We start from the raw sequence: 13,981 nt of genomic DNA on the forward strand, positions 1-13,981 counted from the left end.
TTCGTTTTTCAAACGCATTTCTCAAGCTTTGAGGATTTAATTCTCAGAATCTCAAATTATATTAATTGGTTCAACACTGAAAGAATCAGAACAAGTGTCTAGAAAAACATGTGCCAAATATTGACTTAGGAGCATTAATTAGCGCAGAAATAGACGAAATATTTTACTATTGCTGATATTAAATATCCATAAGACACATAATATTTACACCACCATTACAAGCAGATAGTAATTTAATATCAAAAATAAAGCGTTTTAATCAAGTCGTAATGAAAATGAAGCCTAAATATAAGTAGATAAATTATATAATTTAAATAGTCATCATTTTAATGATGGCTATTTTATTTCGTAAGAAAGGGGCATTTAATGAAAAATAAACGGAATAAACATTTAACAGCATTTGAACGTGGTCAAATCGACTATCTCTGGAATATTGAAAAAATCCATAATCAAGCTGAGATTGCACGCCGCTTACATCGTACTGTTATGACGATCAACAATGAACTTCGCAGAAGTCAACGCTACTCAGATTATCATCTTATGCCACGTAAATGGCGAGCATATCGCTACAACGCAGAAGAAGCCCAGCAATATGCCAACTTAAGACAAAGTCGAATCGGAACTAAAAAGAAATATACCAAGAAAAAAGCCCGAATTATCGCTAGACGAATCTTAGACGATAAGTGGTCACCACAAATGATTGCAGAAACGCATAGGGAACTTAAATTGAGCCGCAACACGATTTATAACTGGATTTACCGTGGCATGATCCCAGGAGTCTCAGAAGATAATTTGCGCTATCAAAAACGTTTTAAACGTCGAAAGTCAACACGCTTACTTGAGATGAGTGCCAAGGAACGGCAGGCAGAAGAACTAAAAATTCAGGAAAGGAGGGTGAAACAACAGGAAAAAGGGTGATTAGACCAATTAAACATTCGATTGAGGAGCGTTCGCCCGCGGTAAATAGTCGTCGCTTATTCGGACATTGGGAAGTTGACTGTGTTTTGCCAAAGAAGGGCTATAAAAAAGTTTTTGTGACGTTTTGTGAACGTAAAACGCGTTACTACATTGTTTTAAAAGCGGATTCACAATCAGGAAAAGCAGTCTGTAAAGTTTTGGATCAGTTTATGCATCTTTTTGGAAAGCGTTCCAAGTATGTTGTTCAATCATTCACATTTGATAATGGATTTGAATTTACAAATCATTTTGTGATCAACAAAGTTCAAAAGGAATTTCAGATCATAGCGTACTTTGCACATCCATATAGTCCTGAGGAACGTGGCTCTAATGAAAATGCCAATCGAATGCTGCGCGAGTACTTTCCAAAGAAAACACATTTTGAACACATTACAAATGATGATTTAAGACGTTCTTTGCATAAAATCAATAGCAGACCAAAAGCCGTTTTGAATTATAAGACGCCGAGAGACGTCTTTAGACGTAAATTACAAGAAATTGACCGTACATACGGCTATAAACGACATTTAAGAAGCTCCAAAAACACTTCAAAGCGTTGATTTTTAAGCGAATTCAATAGCAAACTTTAATTATTTTGAAAATACATGATTATTACTAATTAATATAATTTAAGCAAAAATCAACCGTAAATCAATCAAAATCACTGAATAAATCAATAAAATGACAAATTTAAACTTGAAAATCAAAATTAGCCACAAAAATTTTACCAGCGATTTGAAGAAATTTTGCCGGTCATAAATTTATGTGACTGATTTTTTTCATAACTTTTTGCAATTTTTTTGAATTTACTTTTCTTTTTCAAATTTATTTTTTGCTTTTTCATGCGTTAAAACGTTGTTTTAACAGCATTTTAAAAGCTGTATAAATCGAAGAGAGGGAGACCATTAAAATTCGGACTTGACAATTTCCCTATTTTTTCTAGTTTACATAATATATATTATCGAAAGTAGTTACTGAATGAAAAAATATATAATTACCTTCTAATTAATACTTAACATGAGTTTTCATAATCAATCTAGGAATCCTAATAACTTTTTACCGGTTATTTATAAACAACCCTTGAGCTTTATAATGTATTCAAAAATCTTTGTAAAACTTCAACATAATTATTTTTTTGATTGAGTTTTGAAAGAATTTCTAAATCATGTGTGTGCGTAATTCCAGTTTTAATCAGTTCTTGATATAATTCATAATATGGTAAATTATTATCTCTTGCTATTGCTAATTCTTGATCTATATCATATGAGACACGCCTAAATTCTAGATTTACAAGTCCATTCTCATCTATCTCTAAAATAGCATACTGTGCTCTTCTATCTTTTAGAAACTTCCCACGCCTTGAAAATGGTTGTCCGATTGTTCCTGGATTGACTATTAATTGACCTGTATCGCTGTAACGCAATAACTGTGAGTGAATATGTCCATAGACTGCAATATCAATGTCTTCTGATGCAAATAACTTATTAAAATTTTCTTGTTTAGCAATTGTCATGAGTGACGTCCCATAATTTTTTGTAGGTAAATTATGGGAAATGCTGATTAAGAGATTCTCAATTTTATTTTGACTACAAGATTTAAAAGATTTGATTTTTTCAATGTCATTATGATCAATGTTTTCATAGAGATACTTGCTTAAGATTCCAACATACACATCAGATGCATCGTTTATATCAATATAAACATCTGGATTAAGGACTTCAAGCAAACAATCGTCCCAATTACCACGAATATAAACTGTAGTATTACTTGCCTCAAGCATCTCAAATAACTTTTTACCACCTGGACCTGGCATAATTAAATCACCTAGGAACCAACATTCGTCAATATTATTTTTTCTTACATCTGCTAAGACAGACTCTAATGCTGTTTGATTTCCATGAACATCTGAAAGAAGAGCTATTTTGTGTGTCATTATATTTCATCTTCCTTTATAACGTTGTTTCAAATGCACAAAACCAGCCACGGCAATCTAATACCATGGCTGGTTTTTTTAAATTTATCATTAATTACTTGAATATGAGTTTACTAGTGATTTTTTTGAATTCCAGAAAGGAACTTTTATGACACCATCGACTTTACTTTTAGGAACAAAACCATAGTAACGGCTATCATTAGAATCCTTGCGATTATCACCCAAAACAAAGTACTTTCCCTTAGGAACTGTGAAGGAATTGCCTGTCCCAAGTTCAACACCCTTTGCTTCTTTTAAAACCAGAGTCAATGTTCCAGTCGTTCTTTGTGCTTTAGAGATATAGCCCTGTGACATTTTTTTGCCATTAATGTAGAGTTGACCATTGCTCCTATATTCAACTTTGTCTCCTGGCATACCAATTACACGTTTAACATATTTAGTTGATTTTGTTACGGCCTGGTTATTTTTATCGACTCCATATGCATTGAAAACAATGACAGTATTGTGTTTAATTTTAGCTTGCTTAAGCATCATTACCCGTTCATCATTTTGTAATGTTGGATACATAGATGTTCCGTCAACCTTGACAATGCCGAACCAAAATTGTTTAACAATCAATGCAATTAACAAACCGACAATGATTGGCAATATCCAACTAAATATTTCTTTGAAAATCTTCAAATTTTTAATCTCCTTAAGGTTATTCTTTTAAGATCACCCATTAACTTATTTAATAACGCGATTTTGTGGCAGTAAACGCCTGCTATTATTCAAAGTACTTTTTTTTAAAGACCAGATATAGTAGATAAAAATGCCACAAAAAAACAGCTCATAAATACTAAACCAGATATTTCTCACATAAAGAAATGGCATCGACATTGCAACACAATTCAGGAAGAGCTTGAAAATAAAGTTACCTCGCATAAAGTAAACCATGTTGCTTATAACTGCTAGTACCCCAAATATTACCAGCAGTATTGTCAAAATAATTATAATTGAAAAAATATTAGTGCTGTTAGCTATTTTTTCCGCATTTGCAGAAGAATATCCCCTATGAAGATAGAACTTAACCAGTAGTCTAAAGTAAGTATCATTTAGAACGTACAAAAGACCTAGTCCCCCAACAGTTATATTCAAAAATTTATTCAAACACTCATCTCCCTCAAACGAATAAATTAACTTCCAATTAGTATATTGCTTACCATCTAAAATTATATACGTTGAGTAGGTAAATGAAAGAGAAGTATTCTTTTTTAAACCAATTTTAAGCTCTTTTATTCAGTTTGGCATAAATATCAGTTAAATATCGATAACTAGCAATTTGTTCTGTTGCTATATTTTCGTCAGCCAATTTTATTTCGAAGATACTCGAAGTTTTTTCATTCAATAGCGGTAAAACATCTTCCCAATTGATCTTTCCTTCGCCTAGTGGCAAGCTATCATGGGTTAATCCCATTGAATCAACCAAGTGATAGTGCACTACATTTGGTTTAAGTCGCTTTAAACTAGCACATAATTTGGTATTATCTGCATTAACTTTTATAAAACAATGGCTAAGATCAAAGGCCAAACGATAATTTCTATTTAAGATGAAGTTATCTTCATCTTCAAACCCGTAATAAAACAATCGCGATAGTGAATTTTCAAACATGATGCGAGATTGTCCAAGTCTTGCAAATTTATCAAGTTTCCGATAAACGACATCTCGTGCTTCCGAAAATGACGGATATAAAGCAATCATCTTTTCAGTATGTCTCGAATACGAGCCATGTAGAAGAGTCTGGAGACCGTAATCAAAAGATAGCTGTAACAACTGATTTGTACTAAAATCTATAAAATAGTTTAGTTCTTTAAATTGACTTTCAGGAGCAACTAATTCTGTATATTCACCATGGTACCTCATTGGGTGGTGTAAAATTATATCCTTAACACCATGTTCTTTTACTTGTAATATTGCCTCTGTAAGCTTTTTTATACCTTCTGTTGTAAAATCATTTTCATCAGTATAAAATTCAAAAACGTTTGGCTTATAACTTAACCGATTTCTGAGTTGTTCACGTTGCGAACCAGCTTTAAGACCTAAATCAATTTTTTTCATAAAAACAACACCTCTTCGATTAGAAATCATTTCAGAAAAAAAAGCTGATAAACTAAAGAGTTTCAGCCAATTTCTCAATTATAAATTAATATAGCAACATTCTATTATTTATCTATATCCCTCATCCAAGCCAGTGCAATCGCTTTTTCTCCAAGGTGAGTACCCACCACGGGTCCAAAGTAACTTAAATCAATTTGACAATCTGGATACTTTTTAGAAAGTTCTTTTTTCCATGATTCTGCAGCATTCAAATCATTTGCATGAATAACAATCAATCTAAGAGGATAATCAACTCTTTTTTTCTCCTCCTCAAAAATCTTTTCAGCTCGCTTGAGTGCTTTCTTCATTGAACGAACTTTATCAAAAGCAACGATCTTATGTGAATCATTGTCAAAAGTCAAAAGCGGTTTTATCTTCAAGACACTCCCTATGAATGCCGTGGCATTCGACAATCGTCCTCCACGAACCAAGTTCTGCAGATCATCAACAATAAAGCATTCGTTCATTGTTTTTCTTAATGCCTCTAATTCAGTAAATATTTCTTCGACACTGGCACCAGCTTTTGCCATTCTGGCTGCTTTTAAGGCGAGATTACCCATAAGCATTACGGTAATTTGCGAATCAAAAGGATAGACCTTTATCCCCTTGACCTCACTTGCTACATTCTTTAACGTTTGATAAAAACCAGAAATTGTTGAGGCCAAATGTATACTGATAACAGCGTCATATCCTTGTTTTCCTAAGTTCTCATAAAATGTAATCAATTCACCGATAGCGGGTTGAGAGGTACTGGGAAACGTTTTAGATTTCTTAAGTTTTTCATAAAACTCCTCTGTAGAAATATCTACCCCTTCCTTGTACACTTCATTATCAATAATAACCGGAATTGGAATTACATGAATATTATTATCCGCAATTTGTTTATCTGTTAAATATGCGGTACTGTCTGTCACAACAGCGATTTTCATAGATGTACACCTACTTCTTTGCTTTTTGTTATACCATGGTATCATAACACATTAAAAAAAACGCGACTACTAAATAACCACACGTGAAAAGTCGCTACACTCGCTCCATACTTTTGCTCAATCTATTAAGCAGAATCTGTAACAGATTTTGTTCCTCTTCAGACCAATGCGAAAAAAGTTGTTCACTATACCGTGCAATATCCTTTTTCATAGCCGCCACGGCATTCAACCCACTAAATGTGCTTGTATATGCAAAAAAACGTCGTCCCTGCTCGTTTTCTTGTGACTCCTTGACTACAAACTCTTTTGAGAGTAATTTAGCCAATTGTCTGCTCAATGTAGAAACATTAAGTTGTGTTAACTTAGCCAACTTTTCTTGGGTTGAAGCGCCCTCGACAATTTTTAAAAGTAACTGCCACTCCGCAAGCGTTAATCCATTTTTTTGTGATAAAGCAACAAGTTTCTCTCTATACTGGCGCTGAAGATCAATCAGGCTATCTAAACAGCTTTTCAAAAGAATCCCTCCAAGTAAAAGTTTAATATGCATTATGCAAATCACATAATCATTATGAATTACTTGCATAATAATAGCAAGTACAACACATTGATTACATATCTTAATTAACTAAGAAAACTATTTTTGCTCTTTATGCAGTTAAACGGTACAATTAGATACAGTAAAAATTAGCTATGAAAGCGAGTTGTCAGCATGCCATTTGATGGATTATTTACCCATGCGATGATTGCCGAATTAAGAAGTAAAATTATAGGCGGACGTGTAACAAAAATATCGCAGCCTTTCCCTAATGAAATTATCTTGACAATTAGGTCCCAGCGACAAAACCATCCGCTTTTATTATCGGCACATCCTAATTATGCCCGTATTCAAATTACACAAATTCCTTACAATAATCCTCCAGTTCCAACTAACTTTACAATGACACTTAGAAAATATCTTGAGAATGCAAAGATTACTGAAATTAGTCAACTTGATAATGATCGTGTTGCTTATTTCAGTTTCACTACACGTAACGAGTTAGGTGATGAACTGCCATTATTATTAAGTATTGAGATTATGGGGCGTTACAGTAATGTACTTTTGATTAATCAGGCCGAGAACAAAATACTGGATACAATTAAGCATATTGGACCCAGCCAAAATCGTTTCAGAACCTTACTTCCAGGTGCAACGTATATTCAACCACCGAAACAGGATTTGTTAAACCCTTTTACAGATAAGTCTAAGAAATATTTAGAACTCGTACAGCAATTTCCTAACCGCGAGATCCTAGCTAAGCAATTACAAAAAAATTATCAGGGAATCGCAACCGAACATGCTTTATATCTAGCAGACCGATTGCACGATGTTGGTGATGATTTATCTACTAACTGGGATCAAGCCTTGAAACAGTCTGATTGCCCTACTCCCACTATAGTTGAGGGAAATAAAGCCTTTTTCACTTTCTTTAAATATGATAATGACTCAAAAGTAGAAAATGCTGAATCATTGAGTGTTTTACTAGATAAGTTCTATCAAAAGAAAGCTACTAGTGATCGCGTACAGCAGCAAGGATCACAATTATTTCATGTTATTAAAGTCAACTTGCAGAAAAATCGTAAGAAATTAAAAAAACTGCAGCAGACAATGGACTCTACACAAAAAGCAGATATCTTGCGCGTTAAGGGTGAACTGTTAACCACTTATCTTTTTCAAGTAAAGCGTGGAATGACCGAAATAGAATTACCCAATTACTATGATAGCGAAAAACCAGTCAAGATAGCTATTTCAAATCAACTCTCCCCTTCTCAGAATGCGCAAAAATATTTTAAGAAGTATCAAAAATTAAAAAATGCAGTTGAGTATGTAACAAAGCAAATAAAAATAACTAAGGCAGAAATAAATTACCTTGAAGAAATTGAAACACAGCTTGAGTTGGCGGATCCCCAAGATTTGCCTGATATTAAAGTAGAGCTGCAACAAGAAGGATATTTAAGAGCGCAAAAACAAAATAAGAGCGGTAAAGTCAGGAAAAACAAACTTGGCCAACCTGATACATTTTATTCTAGTGAAGGGATAAAAATATCGGTTGGTAAAAATAATCTGCAGAATGACCGTTTGACTTTAAAAATGGCGCAAAAAAGGGATATCTGGCTTCATGCAAAGAATATACATGGTTCACATGTAATCATTCATAATAGTCAGCCAGGCGAACAAACACTCCTCGAAGCAGCTGAACTAGCAGCCTACTATTCAAAAGCGCGCTCCTCTGGGAATGTACCTGTCGATTATGTTGAGGTAAAAAATATCCGTAAGCCAAACGGCGCAAAACCAGGTTTTGTAATCTATGAAGGTCAACAGACTCTCTATGTTACCCCAGATGAAGACGAAATTAAAAAAATGAAAAAAATATGATTGATCAAATCTTTCATAATTCATAAATAGGGATACAGCTGTAAATTAGCATAGTTTAAAGTATCTGTACTATATCTGTACTATTGCATACCTATTTGCATATTTATTGTGGATGTTGCGCTCCTTGATAATACTGTGGTTGTACTGTCGGTAATGGCTGATGCTGCAACCAATCTTTTATTCGTCGAGCTAATTGCACTGCCATTGGAACGGCAGCTGCAATCTGATGTTTGCTAATTTGATTGACATGAACTCCAGCACTAACAACACAGTTACCTGGCAGAATCTCTTTAAGTCCTGATGCGATCCTCTCTGAAATATAATGATCCTGATGAAGGCGGCCGTCGTGACTTGGAAAACGAATTGTTTGTAATTGCATGTTTGACGCTATAGTAGTGATAGCACCTATGTGATCAAAGTCACCCCCAGTAACTACAATCATTAAATCACGATTGATTAATGTTACTTTTGCAGTAATCGTGTATCCGGCTGAGGTCTCACTTGTTGTAAAATGTAATTGCATACCGTGCATCCTTTCTTATTTTTAAACAATTGACTAAATACTAACTGAAGTTGGAGGTAATTATTGTCATGAACATTAGTGATTTGCAGTCATTTATAGCCGTATACCATTTGCGAAGCATTTCTAGTGCTGCTTTAGAGCTTAATATGACGCAGGCAGCGCTATCCAAAAGAATGAAAGCACTCCAATGTGACTTACAAATCCAATTGATCAATACCGAAAATAGACGTCAACTAGTAATTACTGAAGCAGGTGATCTATTTTATCAATATGCTAAGGAAGCCATATTAAGGTATGATAAACTTCAGCTTGACCTAAATGACTATCGCAGGATGAATACTGGTGTTATTAAACTTGGAATTATACCCGTTTTAGCACAGTATGGGATTACTCAACTGATTGGACAGTTTAAACAAAAACATCCTAGTTTCAACTTTCACATCATTGAAAATGAAGGCGTTAATTTGCTTTCCTCTTTGACTGAAGGAAAAATCGATGCGAGCATCCTGCGTGATACTCAGTCAAATCTGTTGCAAGACTCACTGTACCACAAAATTCCGCTAGTAAATGACGAACTGGTGGTTGTAGTTCCAGCTTCTCATCCGTTGACACGAAAAGCTAAACTCAAGCCGCAAGATCTTGCCAACTTGGAATTGGTTACTCTTCTGAAGGGATCTGGTGTTTACGAACCAGTAATCACTCGTTTTAAATCTTGTGGAATTGAGCCACACGTCTTTTTTGAAAGTGCACATATTGAAACAATCATTGAAATGATCAATCATAGTCAGCGGGCAACATTTCTTTTTAAAAAATCTGCAGAACCCTTTGTCACTCCAGCTTTTGAAATGAGATCTTTTTCTCCTCCTATACACAGCCAACTGCAATTTGTCTACCCCAAGGCAACGTGTCTGATGTCAATCGGTGAATTTGCAAAACAGTTAAGACAGCTCTTTCAATATAAAATTACATCTGAACAAGAAAACATCTAAAAAATGAGCGTTATATCACCCTATTTTCCAAACTGGTTGATACGCTCTTTTCTTATACTGAAGTTTAGTTATTATTTCGACGCTTTCTAAATTGCTAGTTGATTAAACAATCTGAATACCTACCATCTTGACATCAAATCAAACTATATCTTTCCTTTTAGTTAGATTAAAGTATCTCTTGTTCTTAATCACCAGACCAGCGCTTTCTAAAATTATTTTCAATCTGAAAAGCGTCCAACAATTTCATCGACTGATGATCCAATAAGTCCTGAATTGTGGTTGGTCCTCCATAGAAAGCTGGAATAGGTGGAATAATCTGAACACCTAAACGTGCTAATTTAGTGAGATTCTCCAAATGAATCGGACTGAGTGGTGTTTCGCGGGGAACCAGCACTAATTTGCGCTGCTCTTTAAGAGTTACGTCAGCTGCACGCATAATCAAATCATCACTATATCCTGATGCAATCCCAGCAACTGTCTTCATACTGGCTGGGACAACAATCATTCCATCGGTTAAAAAAGAACCACTTGCAATTGCCGCACCTAAATCTTGTGCTTTGTAGTTAAATTCAGCTAATTTTTGAATATCAGACAATTTATAATCGGTCTCAATCGCAATATTCTTTTGAGCCCACATACTCAATACTAAGTGAACTTCCACCGTCGGAATCTGCTGCAATTTTTTTAATAAGTCGATTGCATAGATACTCCCAGATGCACCTGTAACACCAACGATAAGCCGTTTCATTCCTGTTCCTCCATCTTTATTACACTATTTTAGATACTTCTCCCAATTTTTAACTTTCATGAATTGTGCACGTTCAAATTGTGCCTTCATATCGAATGGCACTGTGCCATCCACTACAAGTTTAGAGCTCATTCCACGGAAACGAATTGACTTTGGATCGTATTCTGGACGCTCAGATGGATCCAGTGGATGATTACGCATGCCGGATAAAACCATAAGATCTTTGTCAGCTTGAAAACGAGTATTAATCGTCCAAATAACGTCATTCATATCAAAAATATCAACATCTTCATCAACCAAGAAGACTGTCTTTAATTCTTTAAAGGCAGAGAATGCCAACAATGCTGCTTGACGTTGAATTCCTTCATCAGCTTCATTTTCCTTGTGAATCTGCATGATGGTCATCAATTTTCCACCACCTGCTGGCGGGTTATATACATTCAGGACCTTTCCTGGGATAGCCTTGTCTGTTAATTGCAGAATACTTGCTTCGGTTGGAATGCCTGCCATACTGACATGTTCTTCACTTGGTCCGATTACGCTTTGCATGATTGGATGATCTTTGCGATGAGTAACAGCCGTAACCTTAATAATCTGCAATGCGGGATTAGCATCCCCGTCGTATCCTGGAAATTCCGGCATTGCTTTACCAGTATGTGTATTAATATCCTCTTGAATCCGCTCATTTGGTACAATATAGCCTTCCAACGTATATTCTGAGCGCGCAATTGCTTTTTCATCGACTGTTAGACCTTGTACAAGCTGAACTGGTTGATTACGAATCGCTCCAGCGATATCTAATTCATTGTATCCTAACGGAGTAGTTGGTGGTTCAAAAGTTGCACCAATGGTAATTGCTGGGTCAAGTCCAATATTAATTGTGATTGGCATCGGTTTGTTTGCTTTTTCGTATTCCTCAGCAAAAGCTCCAATATGGCGACCACCTGGCATAATGTATACTCCTAATGTATCCTTATCTTCAATTACCATGCGATGAATTGTCACGTCACTCATTGACTTATCCATACTTGAGCCTAAAACGACTCCAATTGTGATGTATGGACCAGCATCATATGGTGTATTAGTTGGCGCTGCAACCAATTTACGCAAATCAAAATCTGAATCAGTTGCCTTATGGACTACTTCATGAACGGGTGCATCTTTTTCACTGATAGTTACCGGTGAAATTGGATTTAATACCGCTTTATTCAAAAAGTGTCCTAATGTCTTATAGTCTTGGTGGAAAATTCTACCAACTCGCCTACGGCTAGCCTGAAGTCCCATCAAAACGCGGGTATCTGGAAAACCTTTTATATTATTAAACATCATTGTCGGACCTTCTTGTGTCGGCCTTTCAACCGTTCCACCCGCTCCAATATAGCGGTAAACACCAGATAATTCAGCGTTTGGATCAATCAATTCGTCAGTTTCATGATAATCAGCTGGATTATTCTTGATTTCAGCTAACACTCTACGTAAGTCCCATAACTCTTCACTCACATTTACCATCTCCTCTATCTTTCAGTATAAAAAGTTGAACTAGAAAATCAATTCCAGTTAAGACTAATAATAGTCGGAAAAGTAGTATCAGTCGTTAATCAAAATTTTTAGATTCATCTTTAAAGGGAGGCCCCTTCCATTGAAGAATTTTTATTGAAAAAAGAGTTAGTTTCCTTTATACTTGTCTGTATTGGATATCTTGGGCTTTGCGGAGCAAAAATCGCATAGCCCTTTTTTTGTTTAAAATACTAAATAACATAAGAATGTAGGGAGATTAATTATTAATGAAAAATGTTACGCGCAAAATCAATTTATCACTTGGAGCGGTGGGAATTTTAACCTTTGTTGGAATCTTAGTTGAAACCTCAATGAATGTTACATTTCCAACCTTAATGAAAACCTTTAATGAGTCACTTAGCATGATCCAGTGGTTAACTACTGGATATCTACTAATGGTCACTTTGGTCATGGGAGCAACCTCCTATTTGTTGAAACGTTTTAAAAGACGACAGTTGTTCATAATTAGTGCTGGTTTAGCAGTAGTTGGCGAAATATTATGTTTTAGTGCACCCAATTTTAGTATTCTCATGGTTGGTCGCTTGCTCCAGGCCAGTGGAACAGGAATTAGTACGCCATTGATGTTTTCATTAATTTTTTCCGAAGTTCCGATGGCATTTTGGGGAGCATATACAGGAATTGCAGCAATGTTAATTTCACTTGCACCCGCACTTGGACCAACCTTTGGTGGTATCATGAATCATTATTTGTCATGGCGTGCAATTTTTAGCACCAGTTTATTGCTGGTTTTGATTGCACTAATTATCGGATTAGTTACTTTAGAAAATCGACAACTTCACTCAAAAGTTAGGTTTGATTATAACGGTTTCCTCTCCTTGTCTTTGTTCTTAATATTGCTTGAATTCGGTGTCCAGCAACTAAGTGAGCATTTAGGTATAGCAATTCTTCTGTTACTTCTTTGCCTCATTTCGATGTACTTCTTTATTAGACATGAGCAGCGAAGTGAAAATGCATTGTTTAATCCTGCTCTTTTTAAAAATAAATATCTAATGTTCCGTCTAACTAACTACTTTATCCTCCAGATGATCAATATCTCACTTTCTTTTGTAATTCCTATCTTTGCTGAAAATGTGTTGCTGGTCAACTCATTGATTGCCGGTTTAATCCTTCTACCCGGATCGCTGCTAGGATCACTAAGTGCTCCATTTGCTGGTAAATGGTATGATCGTGTTGGAGCAAGACGCCCTCTACTACTTAGTAATTTCTTGGTGGTTGGTGGAATGTTGCTGTTTGCTGGCTTCATCAGTAAGTTCTCAGTCATAATAATCGGTTTAGTTTTCGTAATCACTCGCTTGGGATTCAACACAGGTTTTGGAAATACAATGTCAGATGCAAGCAAGGCTACCCCACATTCATTAAAGGCCGATCAGAACTCATTATTTAGTATGAGTCAACAATATGCTGGTTCAATTGGAACTGCTGTCATGTCAACGATTATCAGTCTTCAAGAAAAAAGCAGTGGTAGCGTCCACACTGGAATCGCAAGTGGTAGCCAATTAGGCTTTATCTTATTAATGATTTTCGGAATCATTGCCTTAGTATGTACAATCACCCTGAACAAAGAAGGTCTTGAACATGGAATTGAAAAATAAAAGAATTTTAATCGTAGGTGGAACATCCGGTTTTGGTAAAGAAGTAGCTCTCCAATGTTTGAAACAGGGTGCGCATGTCAGTGTAATTGGTCACAGCAATTCACATCTAAAAGAGTTTATTGCTACCAGCACTCAATCACGCTCCACTTCAAACTTAAAAGGTACTGCTCTAGATGCCACTG

The 13,981-nt window shown here is 35.5% G+C and carries 13 protein-coding genes and 1 pseudogene; 6 read left to right on the forward strand and 8 right to left on the reverse strand.

Going from position 1 to position 13,981, the window contains the following annotated elements; genetic code table 11:
• Positions 1-102: IS3 family transposase (locus tag GSM_RS14665; RefSeq protein WP_155820725.1), on the forward strand; the 102-nt coding region annotated here is incomplete at its 5' end.
• Positions 103-366: 264 nt separating this feature from the next.
• Positions 367-1,517: pseudogene (locus GSM_RS15615) on the forward strand (IS30 family transposase).
• Positions 1,518-2,044: 527 nt separating this feature from the next.
• Here GSM_RS15615 and GSM_RS03300 read toward each other — a convergent pair.
• The 5 genes from GSM_RS03300 to GSM_RS03325 form a co-directional block, all read right to left on the reverse strand.
• A complete protein-coding gene (locus GSM_RS03300) occupies positions 2,045-2,890 on the reverse strand; it encodes a metallophosphoesterase family protein (protein WP_003689766.1) in 846 nt (281 codons plus the stop codon).
• 90 nt (positions 2,891-2,980) lie between these two features.
• Complete coding sequence (lepB, locus tag GSM_RS03305) at positions 2,981-3,571, reverse strand: signal peptidase I (protein WP_003689767.1); 591 nt, start codon at positions 3,569-3,571, stop codon at positions 2,981-2,983.
• A 583-nt stretch (positions 3,572-4,154) separates the two neighbouring features.
• Positions 4,155-4,988 (reverse strand): TIM barrel protein, encoded by an 834-nt coding sequence (locus tag GSM_RS03315; protein ID WP_003689769.1) that lies wholly within the window; start codon positions 4,986-4,988, stop codon positions 4,155-4,157.
• 104 nt (positions 4,989-5,092) lie between these two features.
• Positions 5,093-5,956, reverse strand: coding sequence for a DegV family protein (locus GSM_RS03320; RefSeq protein ID WP_010077807.1), 864 nt, complete (start codon positions 5,954-5,956; stop codon positions 5,093-5,095).
• A 94-nt stretch (positions 5,957-6,050) separates the two neighbouring features.
• The gene (locus GSM_RS03325; protein ID WP_003689772.1) at positions 6,051-6,470 is read right to left on the reverse strand and encodes a MarR family winged helix-turn-helix transcriptional regulator; all 420 of its coding nucleotides are present in this window, start codon (positions 6,468-6,470) and stop codon (positions 6,051-6,053) included.
• Positions 6,471-6,665: 195 nt separating this feature from the next.
• Here GSM_RS03325 and GSM_RS03330 point away from each other — a divergent pair, with 195 nt between their 5' ends.
• Positions 6,666-8,369 (forward strand): Rqc2 family fibronectin-binding protein, encoded by a 1,704-nt coding sequence (locus GSM_RS03330; RefSeq protein ID WP_003689775.1) that lies wholly within the window; start codon positions 6,666-6,668, stop codon positions 8,367-8,369.
• Between the two features lie 103 nt (positions 8,370-8,472).
• Here GSM_RS03330 and lpdD read toward each other — a convergent pair whose 3' ends face one another.
• Positions 8,473-8,892 (reverse strand): prenylated flavin chaperone LpdD, encoded by a 420-nt coding sequence (lpdD, locus tag GSM_RS03335; RefSeq protein ID WP_003689776.1) that lies wholly within the window; start codon positions 8,890-8,892, stop codon positions 8,473-8,475.
• 68 nt (positions 8,893-8,960) lie between these two features.
• On the opposite strand from lpdD, the gene GSM_RS03340 reads away from it, so the two are divergent.
• Entirely contained in the window at positions 8,961-9,881 is a 921-nt protein-coding gene (locus GSM_RS03340) for a LysR family transcriptional regulator (protein ID WP_003689777.1), read from the forward strand.
• Positions 9,882-10,065: 184 nt separating this feature from the next.
• On the opposite strand, the gene GSM_RS03345 is transcribed toward GSM_RS03340, so the two are convergent.
• Together GSM_RS03345 and GSM_RS03350 are read right to left on the reverse strand one after the other, a co-directional pair.
• Positions 10,066-10,629 (reverse strand): UbiX family flavin prenyltransferase, encoded by a 564-nt coding sequence (locus tag GSM_RS03345; RefSeq protein WP_010077808.1) that lies wholly within the window; start codon positions 10,627-10,629, stop codon positions 10,066-10,068.
• A 24-nt stretch (positions 10,630-10,653) separates the two neighbouring features.
• Complete coding sequence (locus tag GSM_RS03350) at positions 10,654-12,129, reverse strand: UbiD family decarboxylase (protein WP_010077809.1); 1,476 nt, start codon at positions 12,127-12,129, stop codon at positions 10,654-10,656.
• Positions 12,130-12,413: 284 nt separating this feature from the next.
• On the opposite strand from GSM_RS03350, the gene GSM_RS03355 reads away from it, so the two are divergent.
• Positions 12,414-13,799: an MFS transporter gene (locus GSM_RS03355; protein ID WP_003689786.1), complete on the forward strand. Its 1,386-nt coding sequence runs from the start codon at positions 12,414-12,416 to the stop codon at positions 13,797-13,799.
• On the forward strand, positions 13,783-13,981 hold a 199-nt coding region (locus tag GSM_RS03360), incomplete at its 3' end, for an SDR family NAD(P)-dependent oxidoreductase (protein WP_010077810.1). The genes GSM_RS03355 and GSM_RS03360, both read left to right, overlap by 17 nt.

Origin of the sequence: Liquorilactobacillus mali KCTC 3596 = DSM 20444, from assembly GCF_000260415.1 — a bacterium.
In the GTDB taxonomy this organism is placed as follows: domain Bacteria; phylum Bacillota; class Bacilli; order Lactobacillales; family Lactobacillaceae; genus Liquorilactobacillus; species Liquorilactobacillus mali.